Annotated in this window: 24 protein-coding genes and 4 tRNA genes; 12 read left to right on the top strand and 16 right to left on the bottom strand. The window is 62.3% G+C overall.

The genetic code is table 11. The features are described 5' to 3' along the window. Positions 1-498: 498 nt before the first annotated feature. The gene (locus HNE05_RS05025) at positions 499-807 is read left to right on the top strand and encodes a YkgJ family cysteine cluster protein (RefSeq protein WP_173203957.1); all 309 of its coding nucleotides are present in this window, start codon (positions 499-501) and stop codon (positions 805-807) included. 139 nt (positions 808-946) lie between these two features. On the opposite strand, the gene HNE05_RS05020 is transcribed toward HNE05_RS05025, so the two are convergent. The 7 genes from HNE05_RS05020 to hemA all read right to left on the bottom strand — a co-directional run bounded on the left by HNE05_RS05020 (position 947) and on the right by hemA (position 7328). Next, positions 947-1642: a substrate-binding periplasmic protein gene (locus HNE05_RS05020; protein ID WP_173203955.1), complete on the bottom strand. Its 696-nt coding sequence runs from the start codon at positions 1640-1642 to the stop codon at positions 947-949. A 225-nt stretch (positions 1643-1867) separates the two neighbouring features. After that, entirely contained in the window at positions 1868-2380 is a 513-nt protein-coding gene (locus HNE05_RS05015; RefSeq protein WP_173203953.1) for an acyloxyacyl hydrolase, read from the bottom strand. An 89-nt stretch (positions 2381-2469) separates the two neighbouring features. Beyond that, the gene (murI, locus tag HNE05_RS05010; RefSeq protein WP_173203950.1) at positions 2470-3279 is read right to left on the bottom strand and encodes a glutamate racemase; all 810 of its coding nucleotides are present in this window, start codon (positions 3277-3279) and stop codon (positions 2470-2472) included. After that, a complete protein-coding gene (locus tag HNE05_RS05005) occupies positions 3276-4037 on the bottom strand; it encodes a molybdopterin-synthase adenylyltransferase MoeB (RefSeq protein ID WP_173203948.1) in 762 nt (253 codons plus the stop codon). Before HNE05_RS05005 ends, murI begins: the two co-directional genes overlap by 4 nt. Then, positions 4034-4864, bottom strand: coding sequence for a peptide chain release factor N(5)-glutamine methyltransferase (gene prmC / locus HNE05_RS05000; RefSeq protein WP_173203946.1), 831 nt, complete (start codon positions 4862-4864; stop codon positions 4034-4036). Before prmC ends, HNE05_RS05005 begins: the two co-directional genes overlap by 4 nt. Before the next feature lie 116 nt (positions 4865-4980). Then, a complete protein-coding gene (gene prfA, locus HNE05_RS04995; RefSeq protein WP_173203944.1) occupies positions 4981-6063 on the bottom strand; it encodes a peptide chain release factor 1 in 1083 nt (360 codons plus the stop codon). Beyond that, the gene (gene hemA, locus HNE05_RS04990) at positions 6060-7328 is read right to left on the bottom strand and encodes a glutamyl-tRNA reductase (RefSeq protein ID WP_173203942.1); all 1269 of its coding nucleotides are present in this window, start codon (positions 7326-7328) and stop codon (positions 6060-6062) included. Before hemA ends, prfA begins: the two co-directional genes overlap by 4 nt. 184 nt (positions 7329-7512) lie before the next feature. Here hemA and HNE05_RS04985 point away from each other — a divergent pair, with 184 nt between their 5' ends. From HNE05_RS04985 to HNE05_RS04935, 11 genes are all read left to right on the top strand, one after another. Next, complete coding sequence (locus HNE05_RS04985; RefSeq protein ID WP_173203940.1) at positions 7513-9243, top strand: tetratricopeptide repeat protein; 1731 nt, start codon at positions 7513-7515, stop codon at positions 9241-9243. Between the two features lie 3 nt (positions 9244-9246). Next, positions 9247-9861, top strand: a complete 615-nt coding sequence (gene lolB, locus HNE05_RS04980; protein ID WP_173203938.1) for a lipoprotein insertase outer membrane protein LolB — start codon at positions 9247-9249, stop codon at positions 9859-9861. A 58-nt stretch (positions 9862-9919) separates the two neighbouring features. After that, on the top strand, positions 9920-10804 hold the full coding sequence (gene ispE / locus HNE05_RS04975) for a 4-(cytidine 5'-diphospho)-2-C-methyl-D-erythritol kinase (protein ID WP_173203936.1): 885 nt from the start codon (positions 9920-9922) through the stop codon (positions 10802-10804). Positions 10805-10822: 18 nt separating this feature from the next. Further along, positions 10823-10897 (top strand) — tRNA-Gln (locus HNE05_RS04970). 51 nt (positions 10898-10948) lie between these two features. Further along, positions 10949-11023 (top strand) — tRNA-Gln (locus tag HNE05_RS04965). An 82-nt stretch (positions 11024-11105) separates the two neighbouring features. Beyond that, the gene (locus HNE05_RS04960) at positions 11106-12047 is read left to right on the top strand and encodes a ribose-phosphate pyrophosphokinase (RefSeq protein ID WP_173203934.1); all 942 of its coding nucleotides are present in this window, start codon (positions 11106-11108) and stop codon (positions 12045-12047) included. A 111-nt stretch (positions 12048-12158) separates the two neighbouring features. Then, positions 12159-12764, top strand: a complete 606-nt coding sequence (locus HNE05_RS04955; RefSeq protein WP_173203932.1) for a 50S ribosomal protein L25/general stress protein Ctc — start codon at positions 12159-12161, stop codon at positions 12762-12764. Positions 12765-12798: 34 nt separating this feature from the next. Next, a complete protein-coding gene (pth, locus tag HNE05_RS04950) occupies positions 12799-13386 on the top strand; it encodes an aminoacyl-tRNA hydrolase (RefSeq protein WP_173203930.1) in 588 nt (195 codons plus the stop codon). 37 nt (positions 13387-13423) lie between these two features. After that, positions 13424-14524 carry a redox-regulated ATPase YchF gene (gene ychF / locus HNE05_RS04945; protein ID WP_173203928.1) on the top strand — a complete coding sequence of 367 codons (1101 nt, stop codon included), beginning with the start codon at positions 13424-13426 and terminating at the stop codon, positions 14522-14524. 79 nt (positions 14525-14603) lie between these two features. Then, positions 14604-14680, top strand: a tRNA-Met gene (locus tag HNE05_RS04940). Positions 14681-15182: 502 nt separating this feature from the next. Then, positions 15183-16333 (top strand): IS3 family transposase gene (locus HNE05_RS04935; RefSeq protein ID WP_173203138.1). Its coding sequence is split into 2 segments (ribosomal slippage): positions 15183-15420 and positions 15420-16333, totalling 1152 coding nucleotides; the frame shifts between segments, so codons are not numbered across the junction. Here the strand turns inward: HNE05_RS04935 and HNE05_RS04930 are convergent. The 9 genes from HNE05_RS04930 to HNE05_RS04890 form a co-directional block, all read right to left on the bottom strand. Next, positions 16272-16658 carry a hypothetical protein gene (locus HNE05_RS04930; RefSeq protein WP_173203926.1) on the bottom strand — a complete coding sequence of 129 codons (387 nt, stop codon included), beginning with the start codon at positions 16656-16658 and terminating at the stop codon, positions 16272-16274. The two genes, HNE05_RS04935 and HNE05_RS04930, sit on opposite strands and share 62 nt — an antisense overlap. Before the next feature lie 55 nt (positions 16659-16713). Beyond that, a complete protein-coding gene (locus HNE05_RS04925; protein ID WP_173203924.1) occupies positions 16714-17037 on the bottom strand; it encodes a type II toxin-antitoxin system RelE family toxin in 324 nt (107 codons plus the stop codon). Beyond that, positions 17003-17275 carry a type II toxin-antitoxin system Phd/YefM family antitoxin gene (locus HNE05_RS04920; protein ID WP_173203921.1) on the bottom strand — a complete coding sequence of 91 codons (273 nt, stop codon included), beginning with the start codon at positions 17273-17275 and terminating at the stop codon, positions 17003-17005. The genes HNE05_RS04925 and HNE05_RS04920 overlap by 35 nt, the downstream gene beginning before the upstream one ends. 537 nt (positions 17276-17812) lie before the next feature. Next, positions 17813-17899 (bottom strand) — tRNA-Leu (locus HNE05_RS04915). Positions 17900-17992: 93 nt separating this feature from the next. Continuing rightward, positions 17993-18892 (bottom strand): DMT family transporter, encoded by a 900-nt coding sequence (locus tag HNE05_RS04910; RefSeq protein ID WP_173211604.1) that lies wholly within the window; start codon positions 18890-18892, stop codon positions 17993-17995. 1 nt (position 18893) lies between these two features. After that, the gene (gene can, locus HNE05_RS04905; protein ID WP_173203919.1) at positions 18894-19538 is read right to left on the bottom strand and encodes a carbonate dehydratase; all 645 of its coding nucleotides are present in this window, start codon (positions 19536-19538) and stop codon (positions 18894-18896) included. A gap of 66 nt (positions 19539-19604) precedes the next feature. Continuing rightward, entirely contained in the window at positions 19605-20099 is a 495-nt protein-coding gene (locus HNE05_RS04900) for a hypothetical protein (RefSeq protein WP_173203917.1), read from the bottom strand. A gap of 97 nt (positions 20100-20196) precedes the next feature. Continuing rightward, positions 20197-20649, bottom strand: coding sequence for a ribosomal protein S18-alanine N-acetyltransferase (gene rimI, locus HNE05_RS04895; RefSeq protein WP_173203915.1), 453 nt, complete (start codon positions 20647-20649; stop codon positions 20197-20199). Continuing rightward, positions 20646-21446, bottom strand: a complete 801-nt coding sequence (locus HNE05_RS04890; protein WP_173203913.1) for an energy transducer TonB — start codon at positions 21444-21446, stop codon at positions 20646-20648. Before HNE05_RS04890 ends, rimI begins: the two co-directional genes overlap by 4 nt. Positions 21447-21599 lie beyond the last annotated feature (153 nt).

Below are 21599 nucleotides of genomic sequence, written 5' to 3'. Positions count from 1 at the left end.
CCCTACGCAACACCTACGCTCGGCCTCCTGACGGGGAGTCTGCGCGCATGTGACTTCCGAGTTACGAGAGGATGCGCGTTGTCGGTTTTTGACTTGATCGGCCCTCCCCTGAATTGATACGAGCCTTCAGGCAACTCCCAGCGCCCCCTTTCAGGAGGCCGAACGGAATCATTGCGTAGGGGGTTGAGCGACATGGATGTCGCGAGAGCCGCGATGGGCCAGGGATGGCCCTTCGCGGCGGGCCCCTGGAGCGATGATGGAGTGAGGGAAGTTTCGCGCAGCGAGACCCGGATGCAGGGGGCAAGCGTTTTTGGTTACTTTTGCCGCGTTTGGCAAAAGTGACTCGCCGTGAGAGGCGAAACCTGTAGTCACAAGCCGAGGAAAGCGCTGCGTCAGATCGCAAATCTTGGCGCACACAATCCAATCCAAAACGCTGCCCAGCACCGCGTCGGTCGGCCAGGCGAGCCATCCACTCTGGCCTGCCGTAAACTGCGCGGCATGAGTCAGATCCCCCTCACCCAACTCCCAGACGAACCCGCCGTCAGCTGCTCCAACTGCGCTGCCTGCTGCTGCCAGTTGGAAGTCATGCTGATCACCGATACCGGCGTGCCGCAGCGTTTCATCGACACCGACGACTGGGGCGGAGAAGTCATGCGCCGTCTCGACGATGGCTGGTGCGCGGCGCTGGATCGCGACAGCATGCGCTGCACCATCTACGAGCTGCGCCCGCTGATCTGCCGCGAGTTCGAAATGGGCTCCCCCGAGTGTGTCGACGAACGCCGCGAGATGAGCGCGATCTACCGCTAAGAACCTGTCCACGATCTCCTGTCCGTCGGCCATACCGCGTTAAAAACAGGCTCGGAATGCTCATTTACAGCTCGTAAACTCCGCTTCCTCGCCTGTTTTTGCCTTGTCTGGCCCTAGTCCAAAAGATCGTGAACAGGCTCTAAGGCGGGGACGACGCGTTCAGCGCCTGTTCTATGCGCTGACGAATCGCCTCAGGCACCTGCCGGGCTACAAAAATCCATACTTCACGATTGGCCGTGAGCACCGTCGAGTGGTGGGCGGCCAGATCAATCCCTGCCTGCTGTGCGGCGAAGCGGAGGGCATCGTCAGTCGCACAGATCACATCCAGACGAGCGCTTTGCAGCATGCTCAAGCCACTGCCGTAGTTGTTGAAGTCATGGAAAGACTCGAATGCCTGGCCATTCGGCCGCAAGTCGGCACAGCCCCCGCGCATACGCCCCACCCGCAGCCGGCTCAAGTCATTCAACGCGGACGGCGGCAATCCTTGGCGCAGCAGCAGGATGGAAGTGACCGTCATGATCGGCCCCAGCCTGAACGACGATTTCTTCAGCGCCTCGGTCTCGAAACCGATGGTCATGTCGGCATCGCCCTGGGTCATGGCCAGGTCACGCCGCGCGAAAGAGGTCAGGTCGATACGGGGGGCCAACCCCGCCTGCTCAGCCAGGGCACGAACTTTTTCGACTTGAATGCCGGTGGGCTGTCCATCGCTGCCCAGGTAGCTGTAGGGCTCTACATTGAACAGCACGATATGCACTTCAGCCGCCCGCACCTGCCCGGAAAGCAGAACACAGGCAACCAGCCAGCCTCGCAGGTATCTCTTGTTGTAGTTGTTCATTCAGCCGCCACGAGCACTGCTCGCCAGACACTACTGCAATAAAAGCCGGGCATGGAGCCCGGCTTTTGCGCGTCGCCTGCTATCAGAACCTGTTTACGATCTTTTGGACTAGAGCCAGACAAGGCAAAAACAGCCGAGGAAGCGGAGTTTACGTGCTGTAAATGAGCATTCCGAGGCTGTTTTTAACGCCGTATGGCCGACGGCCAGGAGATCGTAGGCAGGTTCTCAGAAGCTCAGGCGGTAATGCAGAGTGTAGGCCTCTACCCCGTCGTTGGGTTGTTCGAGGCCGGCGTTGGAGTAGTGCACGGCGCGAATACCAACTTCCTGGCCGGAGAAACGCAGGCCAACACCGAGGCGATCCTCAAACTGGAAGGAGGAGCCGAGGTCGTTGTCTTCCACTTCGGTGTTCTCGAAGAAGGCCACGCCGATACCGGCCTCGATATAGGGCCTGACCGTTTCACCGGCGAACTCGTAGACGAATACCGGGGTGAAGGACAGGCTGTGGTTGCTCGAGGTTTCATCGCCATCCCAGTAGGTGTAACCGGCATCCCAATAGCCGGTCAGGCGACCGACATCGCTCTGCATCCAGCTCTTGTCCCAGTTCCACTGGGCACCCAGGTGATAGACCATGTTGGAGTCGCCGCTCTGGCCAACAGCGGCAGTGAAATCGACTGCCTGGGCAGAAAGGCTGCTCAGGCCAAGGGCTGCGACGGCAGCCAGGGAAAGGATCTTCTTCATGCTCACGTCCTGTAACCGAAGGATGATTGCGCCACGCCACACTCAGTCTTGAGTATAGAAACAACTGCTATTAGTGGAAGGCGGCTTAATTAGTTTTTGCCAGCCACGGGCAGTGCCTGCGCGGTGAGTGCTTCACCCCACAGCACCGGCAATACCTGTTGCAGTTGCGCCAATTCGCCGCTCGACCACAAGCGCGTCGGCTGCGCGCTACCCGGCTCGGCGCGCAGCGCGCGCTGGTCGAGCAGTTGCTGCAGGCGCCGCGCCACCGCCGCGCCGGTGTCCACCAGGCTCACGCTTGGCGGCACCAGCTCGCGCAACAGCGGCTTGATAAAGGGATAGTGCGTGCAGCCGAGAATAAGAGTGTCGCAGCCTTCGGCCAGCAACGGTTCGACCCAGCCCTGCAGCAGCTCACGGGTGCGCGGACTGGCCAGCTCGCCGGCCTCGATTTGCTCGACCAGCCCCGGACAAGGCTGGGTCACCACCCGTACATCATTGGCGAAGCGATCGAGCAAGGCGGCGAACTTGGCGCTTTTCAGCGTGCCGGTGGTGGCCAGTACGCCGACCACGCCGCTGCGGGTCGCGGCAGCGGCCGGCTTCACCGCCGGCTCCATGCCGACGATGGGCAAGTCAGGATAACGCTCGCGCAACTCGGCCACCGCCGCCGCCGTGGCGGTGTTGCAGGCCAGCACCAGCGCCTTGGCGCCCTGTTCCAGCAGAAACGCGGCAATCGCCTGGCTGCGTTCCCGGATGAACTCGGGGCTTTTCTCGCCATAGGGCACATGGCCGCTGTCGGCCACATACAGCAGCGACTCGTCCGGCAGGCGCGCGCGGATCTCGTGCAGCACCGACAGACCGCCGACCCCGGAGTCGAATACGCCGACCGGCGCGTTGCTGCTCATGGTCGCCCGCCACACACGCTGCAGGCCGGGTCGCGCTTGATGCGCAACTCGCGAAAACGCGAGTCGAGGGCATCGATCAGCAGCAGGCGACCGACCATTGGCTCACCGAAAACAGCCAGCAGCTTGAGCGCCTCCAGCGCCTGCAGGCTGCCGACCAGGCCCACCAGCGGGCCGACCACGCCGGCCTCACTGCAGGTCAACTGGCTGTCGTCGCCGTGGCCGAACAGGCAGTGGTAACAGGGGCTCAGGTTATTGCGCGGATCGAACACGGCGAGCTGGCCCTGCAGGCGGATCGCCGCGCCACTGACCAGCGGCTTGCCTGCAGCCACGCAGGCGGCATTCACCGCCTCGCGGGTGGTGAAGTTGTCCGAGCAGTCCAGCACCAGATCCACCGCGTTTACGGCGGCGGCCAGGGAGTCCTCATCGAGTGCAGTGCGATGGGCCAGCAACTTGATCTGCGGATTGAGCACGGTCAGCCGGCTGAGCGCCGAGTCGACCTTGCTCACGCCGATCTGGCTGGCGTCGTGGATGATCTGCCGCTGCAGGTTGCTCAGGTCGACCGTATCGAAGTCGGCCAGGTGCAACTCGCCGACCCCGGCCGCAGCCAGGTACAGCGCCACCGGCGAGCCGAGGCCGCCGAGTCCGACGATCAGCGCGCGGCTGTGCTTGAGCTTCAGCTGCCCAGCGATATCGATCTGCGGCAAAAGGATCTGCCGGCTGTAGCGCAGCAGTTCGTCGTCGCTCAGTTCCAGGCTCATGCTGGCCATTGCCCCAGGGAAATTCGTTGGTGGCCGCCCAGGTCGCGGCGGCTTTCCACAGCGACGAAGCCGGCAGCCACGAGCAGCGCGCGCACGGCCTCGGCCTGATCATAGCCATGTTCCAGCAGCAGCCAGCCGCCGGCGTGCAGATAGCCGGGGGCGGCGCCGATGATCTGGCGGATATCGTCCAGCCCATCGGCACCGGAGACCAAGGCGCTGGCCGGCTCGAAGCGCACATCGCCCTCGCCCAGATGGCGGTCATCGGCGGCGATATACGGCGGGTTGCTGACGATCAGTCGGTAACGCTCGCCGGCCAGGGCGCTGAACCACTGGCTCGGGCGGAACTCGGCATTACTCAGCTTGAGGCGTTGGCGATTGCGCTCGGCCAGGGCCACGGCCTCCTCGACCCGATCCACACCGGTGACCCGCCAGCCTGGCCGCTCGCTGGCCAGGGCCAGGGCGATGGCGCCGGTGCCGGTACCCAGATCCAGCGCACGCAGCGGCGTGGCCGGTAGCAGTTCAAGGGCGGTTTCCACCAGCAGTTCGGTGTCGGGGCGGGGAATCAGGGTGTGCGGCGCCACTTCCAGGTCGAGGCTCCAGAAACCCTGCTGGCCGAGGATATAGGCCACCGGCTCACCCGCACGGCGGCGTTCGAGCATGGCCGCGAAGGCAGCCTGCTGCTCGGCACTCGGCTCGCGCTCCGGCCAGGTGCGCAGGTAGCTGCGCGACTTGCCCAGGGCGGACGCCAGCAGCAGCTCGGCGTCCAGACTGGCACTGGGCGAGTCGGGCAGATCGGCGCTATCGAGCAGGGATTGGATCGTCACCACGGGGTCTCTCCGTAGGAGCCAGCTTGCTGGCGATCAGGGGCAAACCACATCAGAACAGCATCGCGAGTAAGCTCGCTCCTACAGGTTATGCGGCGGGCATAACCTTGGGTGCGCACTCAATCGCCCAGGGCAGCCAACTGGTCGGCCTGGAATTCCTGCAGCAGCGGCTCGATCACCGCCTCCACGCCACCCGACAGAACGTCGTCCAGGCAGTAGAGGGTCAGGTTGATGCGGTGGTCGGTGACCCGTCCCTGGGGGAAGTTGTAGGTGCGGATGCGCTCGGAGCGGTCGCCGGAGCCGACCAGCAGCTTGCGCGTCTCGGAGATTTCCTTGTGCGCGGCGGCGTCCTGCTGGTCCTGCAGCTTGGCCGCCAGCCAGGCCAGGGCCCGCGCGCGGTTCTTGTGCTGCGAGCGCTCTTCCTGGCACTCGACCACCATGCCGGTCGGCAGGTGGGTAATACGCACCGCCGAGTCGGTCTTGTTGATGTGCTGCCCACCCGCACCCGAGGCGCGGTAGGTGTCGACGCGCAGGTCGGCCGGGTTGATCTCGATCGCCGCCTGCTCGTCCGGCTCGGGCAACATGGCCACGGTGCAGGCCGAGGTGTGAATACGGCCCTGGGACTCGGTTTCCGGTACACGCTGCACGCGGTGGGCGCCGGATTCGAACTTGAGCTTGGCGTAGACATTGTCGCCCTCGACGCGGGCGATCACTTCCTTGAAGCCGCCGTGCTCGCCGGGGTTCTCCGAGAGAATCTCGACCCGCCAGCCCTGCCGCTCGGCATAGCGCGAATACATGCGGAACAGGTCGCCGGAGAAGATCGCCGCCTCGTCGCCGCCGGTACCGGCGCGGATTTCGAGGAACACGTTACGGCCGTCCTTCGGGTCTTTCGGCAGCAGCATGCGCTGCAGACGGCTTTCCAGTTCTTCCAGCTGCGCACGGGCGCTGGCGACTTCTTCCTCGGCCATCTCGCGCAGGTCCGGGTCGCTATCCTTGAGCAACGCCTGGGCGCCAGCGAGGTCGCCCTGCACCTTGCAGAATTCGCGGTAGGCGAGGATCACCGGCTCGACCTCGGCATATTCCTTAGAATAGGCGCGGAACTGAGCCTGGTTGCTGATCACTTCGCCGTCGCCCAGCAGCGCGGTGAGTTCCTCGTAGCGGTCCTGGAGGATGTCCAGCTTGTTCAACAGTGACGCTTTCATGATTTCGGCTCGCCCTCGTCGAGGGCAAAAAGTTCCTGGGCCACGGCCAGCGCATCGAGGCGGCCGTCGGCGGAGATTTTCTTCAGCTGCACGCTGGGCGCATGCAGCAGCTTGTTGGTCAGGCCACGGGCCAGCTGGGCGAGGACGTCTTCGGCCGGCGTGCCGTTGTTCAGCAGGCGCTGAGCCTTGGCCAGCTCCTCGTCGCGCAGGCGCTCGGCCTGCTGGCGGTAGGTTTTCAGCACATCCACCGCAGCCAGCGCGCGCAGGCGCAGCATGAAGTCGTCGGCGCCGGCACTGACCAGCTGTTCGGCGGCCTGGGCGGCATCCTGGCGGCTCTTGAGGTTTTCCTCGATGACCTCGTGCAGGTCGTCGACGGTGTACAGGTAGACGTCATCCAGCTCGCCGACTTCCGGCTCGATGTCGCGCGGCACGGCGATATCGACCATGAAGATCGGCTTGTGCCGGCGCTTTTTCAGCGCGCGTTCCACTGCGCCCTTGCCGAGGATCGGCAGCTGGCTGGCGGTGGAACTGATGACGATATCGCTGTTGATCAGCTCGTCGGGAATATCGGCCAGCAGGATGGCATGTGCGCCGAACTGCTCGGCCAGCGAGCTGGCGCGCTCCAGGGTACGGTTGGCGACGACGATGCGTTTGATGCCCTGGTCATGCAGGTGACGGGCAACCAGGCTGATGGTCTCACCGGCGCCGATCAGCAGGGCCTGGCTGCGGTGCAGGTCGGCGAAGATCTGCTTGGCCAGGCTGACCGCGGCGAAGGCCACGGACACCGGGTTCTCGCCGATGGCGGTGTCGGTGCGCACGGTCTTGGCGGTGCTGAAGGTGGCCTGGAACAGACGGCCGAGCAGCGGGCCGACGGTGCCAGCCTCACGCGCCACAGCGTAGGCGGACTTCATCTGGCCAAGGATCTGCGGCTCGCCGAGGACCATGGAGTCCAGCCCGGAGGCGACGCGCATCATGTGCCGCACCGCTTCGTTGTCGCTGTGTATATAGGCACAGGCGCGCAGGTCGGCGAGGTTCAGGCGGTGGTAGTCGGCAAGCCACTGCAGCACTTCGTCCGCCGACAGCTGTTCCTGCTCCAGGTACAGCTCGCTGCGGTTGCAGGTAGAGAGGATCGCCGCCTCCCGACTGGGGGTGACGCGACACAGCTGCTGCAAGGCCTCGACCAGCTGCTCAGGGGTAAACGCCACGCGCTCGCGAACGTCCACCGAAGCGGTCTTGTGGTTGATGCCAAGGGCGATAAAAGCCATGCAGGGTCGCTAACGGAAACGGGAGGCGCGCAATTGTCCTACGTCACCGGGGCGAGAACAACTGCCGCTAGCTATTGTCCCAACAGATCAAGTGTTCAACGCATCGCGGAACGGCCATGGCCCATTGGGCTTGCCAGAGCGCTTGTGTCATGATGCCGAGACCCCAGGTTAGTCGCTCTTACCCATGAATAAATCCTTCGCGTTGCTGACCGCCCTGCTGTTTGTCGGCGGCTGCCAGACACTGGCCCCCTCCTCTCCCGACGGCACTGTGCCCGTCGAGGAAACGGCTGCCACCCCGGCAGCGGAAACTCCCAAGGTGTATGCCTCATTCAATGAGGAAACCGTCTACAGCCTGCTTGCCGCCGAGCTGGCCGGGCAGCGCAATCGTTTCGACATTGCCCTCGGCAACTATGTGCAGCAGGCCAATGCAACGCAGGACCCAGCCGTTTCCGAGCGCGCCTTCCGCATCGCCGAGTACCTGGGCGCCGAGCAGGCCGCCATGGATACCGCGCTGATCTGGGCCAGGAACGCCCCGGACAGCCTCGAAGCGCAGCGCGCCGCCGCCGTGCAACTGGCCCGTGGCGGGCGCTACGACGAATCCATGCACTATATGGAGAAGGTTCTGCAGGCCCAGGGCGATACCCACTTCGACTTCCTCGCCCTGTCTGCCGCAGAAACCGACCCGGACACCCGCAACGGCCTGCTGCAGAGTTTCGAGCGCCTGCTGGTGAAATACCCGGAGAACGGCCAACTGCTGTTTGGCAAGGCCCTGCTGCTGCACCAGGACGGCCGCCCGCAGGAAGCCCTGGAACTGCTCGAAGCGCATGCCGCCAGCGAAGAGGAAGTGCCGCCACTGCTGCTGCGCGCGCGCCTGCTGCAAGGCCTGCAACGGGGCGACGAAGCCATCCCGCTGCTGGAAAAAGGCATCAAGCAGTTCCCCGACGACAAACGCCTGCGCCTGGCCTACGCCCGCCAGCTGGTCGAACTGGAGCGCCTGGACGAGGCCAAATCCGAGTTCGCCGGCCTGCTCCAGCAGTTCCCGGATGACGACGACCTGCGCTTCTCCCTGGCCCTGGTCTGCCTGGAAGACGAAGCCTGGGACGAGGCCGCCATCTACCTGGAAGAGCTGGTCGAGCGTGACAGCCACACCGATGCCGCGCACTTCAACCTGGCGCGCATCTATGAGCAGCGCGGCGACCTGGAAAGCGCCCTGATCGAATACAACCTGGTCGGCCCCGGTGATGACTATCTCGCCGCGCAATCCCGGCAGAACGAAATCCTCCTCGACAGCCAGCGCGCCGAGGAAGCCGCCAGCCGCCTGGCCAAATCCCGCGACAGCCAGCCGGACTACGCTATACAGCTGTACCTGATCGAATCCGAAGCGCTGGCCAATCGCGACCAGCTGGAGCAGTCCTGGCAACTGATCCAGCAGGCACTGCAGCAGTTCCCAGGCGACACCAACCTGCTCTATACCCGCGCCATGCTCGCCGAGAAACGTGGTGACCTGCCGGGCCTGGAAAAGGACCTGCGCAGCATCATCGAGCGTGAGCCGGATAACGCCTCGGCCCTGAACGCCCTCGGCTACACCCTGGCCGACCGCACCACGCGCTACGCCGAAGCCAAGGCGCTGATCGAGAAGGCCCACCAGCTTGACCCGGAAGACCCGGCCACCCTGGACAGCCTGGGCTGGGTCAACTTCCGCATGGGCAATCTGCAGGAAGCCGAGCGCTACCTGCGCCAGGCCCTGGAGAAATACCCGGACCACGAAGTTGCCGCACACCTGGGCGAAGTGCTCTGGGCCCAGGGCAAGCAGCGTGAAGCGCGCAAGGTCTGGGCCAGCGCCCTGGAAGCACAACCCGACAGCACCATCCTGCGCAGCACCCTGCTGCGCCTCACCGGTTCCGAGAAATTCTGATCCATGTTTCGTCAGCTTATCGTTATCAGCCTGCTCGCCCTGCTCACCGGCTGCGCCGGTTTCACCAACCGCGAGGCCATCGAAGGCCAGGGCGACCCGCAGCTGTGGAAAGCCCACAAGGCGCAGATCAGCACCCTGGATGCCTGGCAGATCAACGGCAAGGTCGGCATTCGCGCGCCCAAGGACTCCGGCAGCGGCACGCTGTTCTGGCTGCAGCGCCAGGACTACTACGACATCCGCCTGTCCGGCCCGCTCGGCCGCGGCGCCGCGCGCCTGACCGGGCGGCCTGGGGCGATATTGCTGGAAGTGGCCAACCAGGGCCGCTATGAAGCCGAATCACCGGAAGCCCTGCTGGAAGAACAGCTCGGCTGGCGCCTGCCGGTTTCGCATCTGCTCTGGTGGGTGCGCGGCCTACCCGCCCCGGACAGCAAGAGCCGGGTGACCCTGAGCAGCGACAGCCAGCTGGCACGCCTGCAGCAGGATGGCTGGGATGTCGAGTACCTCAGCTACGCCGAACAGAACGGCTACAGCCTGCCGCAACGGATCAAACTGCACGGCGAGAACCTCGACGTGACCCTGGTGATCAAGGACTGGCAGCCACGCCAGCTCGGCCAGTAACCCTCTCCAACGCACAACCTGTAGGAGCGCGCACGCTCCTACACAACGGCCAACCGCAATGACAGCCACCGCAATTCCAGCCCACGCCGAACTGACCCTGCCGGCCCCGGCCAAGCTCAACCTGATGCTGCACATCCTCGGTCGCCGCGCCGACGGTTATCACGAGCTGCAGACCCTGTTCCAGTTCATCGACTACGGTGACCTGCTCGGCTTCGCGCGGCGCAGCGACGGCGAGATCCGCCTGCACACCGAGATCACCGGCGTACCCCACGACAGCAACCTGATCGTGCGCGCCGCGCGCCAGTTGCAGCAGCAAGCCAGCTGCACGCTGGGCGCCGACATCTGGCTGGACAAGCGCCTGCCCATGGGCGGCGGCATCGGCGGCGGCAGTTCGGATGCGGCGACCACCCTGCTCGGCCTCAACCACTTGTGGCAACTGGGCTGGGACGAAGAGCGCCTGGCGCAACTGGGCCTTGGCCTGGGTGCCGACGTGCCGGTGTTCGTGCGCGGCCGCGCGGCCTTCGCCGAGGGTGTCGGCGAACGTCTGCAGCCGGTCGAACTGGCCGAACCCTGGTATCTGGTCGCCGTGCCGCAAGTGGCCATCAGCACCGCCGAAGTTTTTGCCGACCCCGAGTTGACACGGAATACCCCGGCCATTACAGTTCGCAGCCTTCCCGCGGGGGGTGGTCATAACGACTGCCAACCGGTTGTCGAGAAGCGCTACCCAGAAGTGCGTAACGCTTTGAACTTGTTGAACAAATTTGTTCCAGCAAGAATGACCGGAACCGGAGCTTGTGTATTTGGGAGCTTCCCAAATCAGGCCGATGCTGATAAAGTCTCGCGCCAACTTCCGGCCACCCTGCCAAGTTTCACAGCACGTGGTTGCAACCGGTCTCCGGTGCATCTGCAGCTCGAAAAACTAGCAACGGAAGGGAATGCCTAGCATTCGGTTATACGATACAGGGGCGTCGCCAAGCGGTAAGGCAGCAGGTTTTGATCCTGCCATGCGTTGGTTCGAATCCAGCCGCCCCTGCCATAACCTCCCAGAGGTTACGTAAACCAGATCGTGCATTAGCGTTAACTCTACAGGGGCGTCGCCAAGCGGTAAGGCAGCAGGTTTTGATCCTGCCATGCGTTGGTTCGAATCCAGCCGCCCCTGCCATATATTCGAGAGCTGTTCAAAGAGCCTGGCTTTTTGAACAGCTTTTTAATTCATCGGACCCACCCTCAGGCAGGTACTGCGCGTGTCCAAGATGATGGTCTTCACGGGGAATGCTAACCCCGACCTGGCGCGTCGCATCGTGCGCCAACTGCACATCCCACTCGGCGACGCCTCCGTAGGCAAATTCTCCGACGGCGAAATCAGCGCTGAAATCAATGAAAACGTTCGCGGTAAAGACGTCTTCATCATTCAGCCGACCTGTGCCCCGACTAACGACAACCTGATGGAACTGGTGGTGATGGCTGACGCCTTCCGCCGCTCCTCGGCTTCTCGTATCACTGCAGTCATCCCCTACTTCGGCTATGCCCGCCAGGACCGCCGTCCGCGCTCCGCTCGCGTGGCAATCAGCGCCAAAGTAGTGGCCGACATGCTGACCGTGGTCGGTATCGACCGCGTGCTCACCGTCGACCTGCACGCCGACCAGATCCAAGGCTTCTTCGATATCCCGGTAGATAACATCTACGGCTCCCCGGTTCTGGTGGACGATATCGAAGACCAGCGTTTCGAAAACCTGATGATCGTCTCCCCGGACATCGGTGGTGTGGTGCGTGCACGCGCCGTCGCCAAGTCCCTGGGTGTTGACCTGGCGATCATCGACAAGCGCCGCGAGAAGGCCAACCACTCCGAAGTGATGCACATCATCGGTGACGTGGACGGCCGCACCTGCGTACTGGTCGACGACATGGTCGACACCGCCGGCACCCTCTGCCACGCCGCCAAGGCGCTGAAAGAGCACGGCGCCGCCAAGGTGTTCGCTTACGCGACGCACCCGGTACTGTCGGGCCGCGCCATTGAAAATCTTGAAAACTCCGTACTGGACGCACTGGTGGTGACCAACACCATCCCGCTGTCCGCTGCGGCGCAAGCCTGCTCGCGCATCCGCCAACTGGATATGGCAGCAGTCGTGGCTGAAGCGATGCGTCGCATCAGCAATGAAGAATCGATCAGCGCGATGTTCCGCTAACGCGAACATCCCTGGCGACCTGTGCCCCGCCGCTGTGCGGGGCTTTTTGCCCAACCGCCCGCACGCTGGTCGCAAGCGCAGCTGGCGGTTTGGTTATTTTGGAGAAGTGAAATGACTGTTGAATTTGCCCTGAATGCCGAAGCGCGTTCCGACCTGGGGAAAGGTGCGAGCCGCCGCCTGCGTCGTATCGCCAGCCTGGTACCGGCTGTTATCTACGGTGGCGAGAAAGCCCCGCAATCGATCAGCCTGCTGGCCAAAGAACTGGCCAAGCTGCTGGAAAACGAAGCTGCCTTCAGCCACGTGCTGACCCTGAACGTTGCCGGCACCGCCGAAACCGTTCTGATCAAGGCCCTGCAACGTCACCCGGCCAAAGGCTTCGTGCTGCACGCTGACTTCGTTCGCGTCGTAGCCGGCCAGAAACTGACCGCCCACGTTCCCCTGCACTTCCTCAACCAGGAATCCTCGGTTGGCGTGAAGCAGCAAGGCGGCGAAGTGTCCCACACCATCGCCGAAGTTGAAGTTTCCTGCCAGCCGCAAGACCTGCCGGAATTCATCAACGTCGACATGGCCAAAGTGGAAGTCGGTCAGATCGTTCACCTGTCCGACCTGGTACTGCCGAAAGGCGTCGAGCTGGTGGCCCTGGCCCACGGCAACGACCTGGCTGTTGCCAACATCCACGCTTCCCGCGTTGCCAAAGAAGAAGACGCAGCCGAGTAATCCACTCAGCTCGTCTTAAGGAAGGGCCCCCGTCGTGACTGCCGTGCAACTGATCGTCGGCCTGGGTAATCCAGGCCCCGAATACGACCAGACCCGGCATAACGCGGGGGCCCTTTTCGTTGAGCGTCTGGCCGACCGCGAACGCGTCAGCCTGAGCCTCGATAAAAAGTATTTTGGCCTGGTGGGCAAATTCAGCCATCAGGGCCGCGACGTTCGTCTGCTCATCCCCACCACCTTCATGAACCGCAGCGGCCAGTCCGTAGCGGCCCTGGCGAATTTCTTCCGGATTGCTCCGGACGCCATTCTGGTGGCCCACGACGAACTCGACATGCCTCCCGGCGTCGCCAAACTCAAACAGGGTGGCGGGCACGGCGGGCATAACGGGCTGCGCGACATCATTGCCCAGCTCGGCAATCAGAACACTTTCCACCGCCTGCGGCTCGGCATCGGCCACCCTGGGCACAGCAGCATGGTCTCCAACTTCGTCCTCGGCCGCGCCCCGCGTAGCGAGCAGGACCTGCTGGACACCAGCATCGATTTCGCCCTCGGCGTGCTGCCGGAAATGCTCGCTGGCGAATGGACCAAAGCGATGCACAAGCTGCACAGCCAGAAAGCCACCTAATCACTTTTCACCGCCTTATCGGCACGAGGGACACACCATGGGATTCAACTGCGGCATCGTCGGCTTACCCAACGTCGGCAAGTCCACCCTGTTCAACGCCCTCACCAAATCCGGTATCGCGGCAGAGAACTTCCCCTTCTGCACCATCGAGCCGAACAGCGGCATCGTGCCGATGCCCGACCCGCGCCTGGCCGCGCTGGCCGAGATCGTCAAACCCGAGCGCATCCTGCCGACCACCATGGAGTTCGTCGACATCGCCGGCCTGGTCGAAGGCGCCTCCAAGGGTGAAGGCCTGGGCAACAAGTTCCTCGCCAACATCCGCGAGACCGATGCCATTGCCCACGTCGTACGCTGCTTCGAAGACGACAACGTGATCCACGTGTCCAACAGCGTCGACCCCAAGCGCGACATCGAGATCATCGAGCTGGAACTGATCTTCGCCGACCTCGACAGCTGCGAGAAGCAACTGCAGAAGGTCAGCCGCAACGCCAAGGGTGGCGACAAGGAAGCCGTGGCGCAGAAAGGCCTGCTCGAGAAGCTCATCCCCCACTTCACCGAAGGCAAGCCCGCACGCACCCTGCTGAAGGCCCTGGGCGACGACGAGAAGCAGCTGGTACGTGGCTTCCACCTGCTCACCAGCAAGCCGGTGATGTACATCGCCAACGTCGCCGAAGACGGCTTCGAGAACAACCCGCTGCTCGACGTGGTCAAGGCCATCGCCGATGAAGAAGGCGCCATCGTCGTGCCGGTGTGCAACAAGATCGAAGCGGAAATCGCCGAACTCGACGACGGCGAAGAGAAGGACATGTTCCTCGAAGCCCTCGGCCTCGAAGAGCCTGGCCTCAATCGCGTCATCCGCGCCGGCTACGAGCTGCTCAACCTGCAGACCTACTTCACCGCCGGGGTGAAAGAAGTCCGCGCCTGGACCGTCAAGATCGGCGCCACCGCCCCGCAAGCGGCCGGCGTGATCCACACCGACTTCGAGAAAGGCTTCATCCGCGCCGAAGTGGTCGCCTACAACGATTTCATCCAGTACAAGGGCGAAAACGGCGCCAAGGAAGCCGGCAAATGGCGCCTGGAAGGCAAGGACTACATCGTCAAGGACGGCGACGTGATGCACTTCCGCTTCAACGTCTAAGCATTTGATAGCGCGCATAAATTTTCTCGAAACACGCTTGACAGCAAACGCTGTGACGAGAATAATGCGCGCCTCAAACGGCTACGTAGCTCAGTTGGTTAGAGCACGGCATTCATAATGCTGGGGTCCGGGGTTCAAGTCCCTGCGTAGCCACCAAACAAAACAAGGGTTTACCGAAAGGTAAACCCTTTTTTGTTTTCTGGGTGTCCCACAAGTGTCTCAATCTTGTCCCAGCCTACGACTGTCCAGATAAGCGATCTGGTATCGCATCCATGCTGTCGCATACCTCCTCAAGCAGCTGAGAAAATGCGCTCATAGCAGCCACTACTTTTTGGTACTCAGAAAGACTAGCTGAGCATGCATCGCGGAGGGGAAAAGGTTCCAGCACACACATCGTGTAGCTGACACATTTCTTAGTTGGATGATCTACAAGTAAGGAGCCGCCGCCCGGTTGCTCCACGAGTTCTTGCCAAGGCTCAATCGAACGAAATGCGCGCATGATTTGCCCGACCATGAACCTAGGTGCAAATGAGTGAACAGATAGGTCGCGGAAATTGCGACTAAGCTTTCGATAGGCAGAGTCATTGATTGCATCCTGAATCGCCCCTAGTTTCGTAGACACCTCCAAGCCTCATAATGAGGCCCATTAGGAGGTGCCATGAGCAACCAGCGTTACCCCGAAGAATTCAAGATCGAAGCGGTCAAGCATATTACCGAGCGCGGCTTGCGCGTTGCCGATGTGGCCGAGCGTCTAGGCGTGTCCGCACACAGCCTGTACGCCTGGGTAAAGCGCTACAGCAAGCCGCAAGCACAGCGGCAGCAGGTAGATGATCAGCAGGCCGAACTGCGTCGCCTGCGTGCCGAACTCAAGCGAGTGACTGAAGAGCGAGACATCCTAAAAAAGGCCGCCGCGTACTTTGCCAAGGAGTCCGGCTGAAGTACGCCGTTATCAGAAAGCTGTCGGTGGAGTACCCGGTGCGGCGCCTCTGCCAGACCCTCAAGGTGCATCCCAGCGGTTACTACGCCTGGCTGGCCGAGCCGAAATCCGCGCGTGCCAAGGAAGATCAGCGTCTGCTGGGCTTGATCAAGCATGCCTGGTTGGAAAGCGGCGGGGTCTACGGCTACCGCAAGATCCACGACGACCTGCGTGAGCTGGGCGAGTCTTGTGGCCGGCACCGTGTGGCTCGCCTGATGAGGAGAGAGGGACTGCGCTCGCAGACCGGTTATCGCCGGCGCCCCGGGTACTACGGTGGCAAGCCGACGGTGGCCTCGCCCAACCGTCTGGAGCGGCAGTTCAATGTCAGTGAACCGAACAAGGTCTGGGTCACCGACATCACTTACATCCGCACGTATGAGGGCTGGTTGTACTTGGCGGTGGTGCTGGATCTGTTTTCTCGCCAAGTGATCGGCTGGTCGATGAAGCCTCGGATGTGCAGCGACCTGGCCATCGATGCGTTGCTGATGGCGGTGTGGCGGCGCAAGCCCAAGCAGGAAGTGATGATCCATTCCGACCAGGGCAGCCAGTTCAGCAGCTCGGACTGGCAGAGTTTCCTCAAGGCCAACAACCTGATCAGCAGCATGAGCCGACGCGGTAACTGTCACGACAACGCGGTCGCGGAAAGCTTTTTCCAGTTGCTGAAGCGGGAACGCATCCGACGGAAAACCTACGGAACCCGTGAAGAAGCCCGCAGTGATGTGTTCGATTACATCGAGATGTTCTATAACCCCAAGCGCCGGCACAGCAGCGCTATGCAGCTATCGCCAGTGGAGTTTGAAAAGCGCTATTTCCAGAGCTTGGAGAGTGTCTAGGAAAGCTGGGGCGATTCAAAGCTTCTTTGGGCGTATCAAAAAAACAAAACGATTCATCATAAAGCCTTAAAGCATCTGCGATCATCAGAAACACGCCATCAAGGGCGCCATCATAGCGCCCAAAAATTTTAGTTTCCTGATTAATTCTGTCTCTATATGACTTACCCATAGCCTCATATGAGCAATCAATAAATAACAGTGCCCGCTCAACATCAAATTTAAATATTTGCTTACGGCTATAGTGCTCTCTAATTACAGACAGCGAATCTCGCTCTTCTTGCGTAAGGGCATAGTAGCAACTATCTGAAAGAGAACCCTGTTCCATAATCGACACCTTGCCAAAATAAGAAAACTGGCAGATTTACTTCAGAGACTGAAACTCAAACAATTCGACTTGATGCACTGCCGTACACCTTACCCCTTTCGCGCTTACCGACTGCGATGACGGTGACAACCAAACGGTTATCAATCACCTCATAGACGAGTCGATAGCCGATGGATCGCAACTTGATCTTGTAGCAATCAGGCATGTCTCTGAGCTTGTCTGCCTCGACTCTGGGGCTTTCAAGGCGCTCTTTGAGCTTCTTGGCGAACTGTAGCTGGATGGTGCTGCCTAGCTTGTCCCACTCTTTCTTCGCCTGCGTGTTGAACTCCAGGGCGTACTTAGTCTTAACCGGCTCCGCCGGCTTCTGCGATGAGGTCATCAATCTCTACCTGGACAGTCGGCTCACCACGTCGCGCACGTACGATTTCAGCCAGTCGCAAGTCATCAATCAGCTCCAGCATTGCTTCGTAGCGTGCCGGAGGCACTGCGTAGAAAGCGGGCTCGTTTCGATTGAGGATCACAACGGTTTCACCGCCACCTTCGCGGATGGTGCCCATTGGGTCTTTTTTAAGGTCTGTCACCGACGCCGCAACGTCAGCCAGCACCGCATAAGTCATTGCCATATCCACCTGTCTACTGGACTACCTAAGCTATCTGTAATGGCCGAGCCGTCTGAGCTTCTATTCGAGCTAATCTGGGCTGTCTGCTGTGGCCTAGCTATCTTGGTTAAGGTCTTTTCTTCATAAGGTCATTTGTGCGAGCACGGGGTTAAGCCAGCACAAATTAGCACCGCAAAAAGCACTTTGTAAAGCACCTTTCACAGCACTCATCGGATAGGGTTCGGCTAGAGAGGGGGCAGCGTCGCATGGGAAAGGGAGGTGTCCCAAAACGAGCAGGATTCTCCATGGAACCACGCCTTACCACGAAGACAGGGAGCTAGGAGGCCCGCTTTTACTGGGTTTAAACCTTTACGATAGAGGGTGCCGCTTTTTCATAATGCTGGGGGCCGGGGTTCAAGTCCCTGCGTAGCCACAACAAGTGGAAGGGGTTAGCGAAAGCTAACTCCTTTTTCGTTACGCGCACTAAAAAGCAGACGCCGCAATGGGCTGCGAAAGCGCAAAGTTATGGCATCAAGGAATGAGGAAAGAATTGAGTGGTGCCCGGAGCCGGACTCGAACCGGCATGACCTTGCGGCCGAGAGATTTTAAGTCTCCTGCGTCTACCGATTTCGCCATCCGGGCATGAAAGCGGGCCGCGAATTATGCAGAAGCCCCGGCGCACTGTACAGCACCACGGGTGGCGCCCCGCTGGTGTTGGCAGCATGCCTTGCACCACTAGGCTTGCTGCGTACGGCCCGCCAACAAGAGGCCGGCAAAGATCATCGCCCCGCCAATCCAGTGATAGCTCTGCAAGCCCTCCCCCAGTAGTAGCCAGGCCAGTAGTGCGGTGAATACCGGCATCAGGTAGTTGCTCATCGCCGTACGCGCCGCGCCGAGTTCGCGCAGGCCGATGTTCCACAAGTGATAAGCCAGCACCGAAGCGAAGAGCGCGGTGTAGGCAATCGCCGCGAGGTTCTCCAGGCTTGGTTCGAACCGCGCGCCCTGCCCAAGCTCCCAGGCATAGAGGGGCGCCAGCATGAGCAGGCCGAGCAGGATCAGCGCGCCGAGCAAGGTGAAGGGCGGAATCTGGAAGTAACGGTTCCAGCGCCGCAACAACAAGGAGTAGAGCGCCCAGTCCAGGGTTGCCAGCAAGATCAGCAGGTCTCCCTGGGCAAACGACAGGGTGCTGAGCATCTGCCAGTTGCCTTGGGCGATCAGCCATATCAGCCCCAGCAACGCCAAGCCAAGCCCGACCCAGGCCCGCCGTGCCGGCCATTCGCCCAGCAACAGGCCGGCGCCGATAAAGGTCGCCAGCGGCAGGCAGGTGCTGACCAGGCTGAGATTGATTGCCGCGGTGCTCAGCGCCGCCGTGTAGAGCAGGCAGTTGTAGAGCGTGATCGCCAATAGCGCCGCTACCCAGAGGCGCCAGCCGGCGGCGCGTAGCGCTTGGCGGTAACGCCACAGCGAGGGAGCAACAAAGGGCAGAACTATGGCCAGCGCTACAGCCCAGCGCCAGAAGGCCAGCGACAGCGGCGGGATGGGGCCGCTGAAAGCCCGCGCCACCAACGAGTTGCCGGCCCAGAACAGGCTGGCCAGGGCCAAGCCGAGCCAGGCGAGCAGTTGCGCGCGCGGCACCTCAGGACTGGCCGGCCGGGCGCAGGCGGTATTGCGGCGGCAGTTGCTCCAAGCCACTGACGGTCACGTTGAGGTTCTTCCAGCGACCATCCTTGATGCCATAGATACAGCCGTGCACCGCCAGCTCCTGGCCGCGGTGCCAGGCGTTCTGCACGATGGTGGTGTGGCTGACGTTGGCCACCTGGTGGATGACGTTGAGCTCGCAGAGGCGGTCGACCTTGTCTTCCTCGTCGGCGATCGCGGCGAAGTGCTCGCGCTGCTCGTAGTAGAGGTCGCGGATCGAGCGCAGCCAGCCGTCGATCAGGCCGAACTGGCGGTCCTGCATGGCCGCGCGCACACCGCCGCAGCCATAGTGGCCGGTAACCAGGATGTGTTTGACCTTGAGCACGTCGACCGCGTACTGGATCACCGACAGGCAGTTGAGGTCGGTATGCAGCACCACGTTGGCGACGTTGCGGTGGACGAAGATATCGCCCGGCAACAGACCGACGATTTCGTTGGCCGGCACCCGCGCATCCGAACAACCGATCCAGAGGAACTCGGGAGTCTGCTGCTTGGCCAGCTTGGCGAAGAACTCCGGGTCCTTCTCGTTGACTGACTCGGCCCAGCGCGCGTTGTTGTCGAACAGGTGCTGCAGATCATTCATGGCTAATCCTCCAGGCTCGCGCCGCACCATACGGAGCGGCCTGGACTTTGACAAGCAAGCCGCGGCTCAGGCGCCTGCTGGGCTCTCGCCAGGGGTCTCATCAGTAACCACGCCGCTGAGCAGGAAGCGGCTGTCACCGAGATAACCGATCTGCAACTTCTGCCCTTGTGGCAACTCGCCTTGCGGCTCGATCGGGTAGTGATTGAGCAGGTAGGCCTCGGGGGTCAGCTGCTCCTTCTGCCCGTTTAGCAGCGCGGCGCCGGAAACGATCAGAAAGCCCACCGAAGCGATGGGGCCTGGATAGAGCTGGATCATCTGGAAGAAGTCCGGCCCGCTGAACGTACTGACCATGACGCTTTCCGGACCAAAGATCAGGGTCAGCACGCCAACGATCAGTACGCCATAGCCGATGAAGCTGAGGATGGTCGCCAACGACGAGTCCTCGTTAGCCAGGCGGTGCTCTTCGTAGAAGGTCTCGAAGCCGGGCACCTCAAGCTGCAGCGGCAGGGTGCCGAGATCGATATTGATGGCGGACTGGGGACTCTGGTTTGCCTGTTCCATGGCAATCACTCCTTTTAGATGGAGCGCCATTCTATCCGCTGGTAGCCACTCGCTCGTGCCAGCGCGGGCCCGAAAGGCTGGTTTTGCCGAACAGTACTCAGTCGAGCAGCGTGCAGGCCATCACCAGCGCATCTTCGCGCCCACCCGCTGCCGGGTAGTAGTCGCGGCGCCGGCCGATCTCGTTGAAACCGTAGCGCTCGTACAGGCGATAAGCCGACTGGTTGCTGGCACGCACTTCGAGGAAGCACTCGCCAGCGTTCAGCTGCATGGCCCGGCGCATCAGGTGTTCCAGCAGCTGCAGGCCGTAGCCCTTGCCCTGGCTCTGCGGGCGCACGGTGATATTGAGCAGGTGCGCCTCGTCGATGATCACCTGGATGATGCCGTGCCCGATTTGCTCGTCGCCCTCAAACATCACCCAGCAGTCGTAGGACTTGAGGCCATCGGCGAACAGGTTGCGGTTCCACGGGTGGCTGAAGGCGGCGGCCTCGATCTGCACCACGCGGTCGAGGTCCGCCTCGGTCATCGGGCGGAAGGTGATGGCGCCACTCATACGGCCGGCTTCCAGCGTTGCATCACCCGGCGCATGGCCTGCCACAGCTCGCGCTTGCGCTCGGGCTCGTCCATCAGCAGCTCCAGCCCCGGCAGCGCCCAGGCAGGGCCGAGGCCATCGATGGTCAGTTCGCGGTTGTAGCTGTCGGCATCGCCTTCACCAGCAAAGCGTATGGCGGGCAGGCCGATCAGCCACAGGCAGGCGCAGGGCTGGCTTTCCAGCTGACCGGCGAGCACGCCCTGCACATAGTCACGGGCCGCATCCGGACCCTGGTCGAGGTTGCCGCGCGACAGCAGCGGCCAACGGATCGGTGAACCGTCGCCAACCTGTTGCGGGCTGTCCGGCAGGCCGGCGGCGCGCAGCAGGTCTTTCAACAGCAGATAGGCCGGGTCGCGGCTCTGGAACGACTCTCCGGTGGGCAGCTCGACCAGCAGCGCGCAGTCGCCGGCACGCAGCAATTGCAGGGCGAAGCGCGGCGGCGCCACGGGAGCAGCGCGGGTCGGTGCAGGGGTTTCTTCTGCTTCGGTCGCGGCTGGCTCAGACTTGATCATCGGTTTGGGCATCGGCACGGCCGGGCGCGGCACTTCGATGCTCGGGCGGGGTGCCGGCGCCTCTTCGCGTATCGCAGCCGGCGCGGCAGCCGCTACCGGCGGCGCGACGACCTGCGGCTCCGGCTCGGGCAATGGCTGCAGCAGCTCGGCCCGCGATGGCGCAGCAAAGGGCAACACACTGCGCGGCAGCCAGCTGACCACCTGCATGGCGGTCAGATAGGCACGGCGACGGGCTTCTTCGATCAAGGCTGAGAGTTCCTGTGGCGGGCGGCGGGCCCACTCTGATGGGCGGGAATTGTGGCCTGAATCGCCGCTGCGGGGAAGGCCGACGGGCGTTTCGACACCCGGTCGGCCAGCCCCACACCTTTGCAGTACAATTCCGCGCTTTATAAGAAAGCA

This window comes from Pseudomonas campi, assembly GCF_013200955.2.
Lineage (GTDB): Bacteria > Pseudomonadota > Gammaproteobacteria > Pseudomonadales > Pseudomonadaceae > Aquipseudomonas > Aquipseudomonas campi.
The sequence above is the reverse complement of the archived record's forward strand: the minus strand, read 5'-3'. Positions and strand labels throughout refer to the sequence as shown.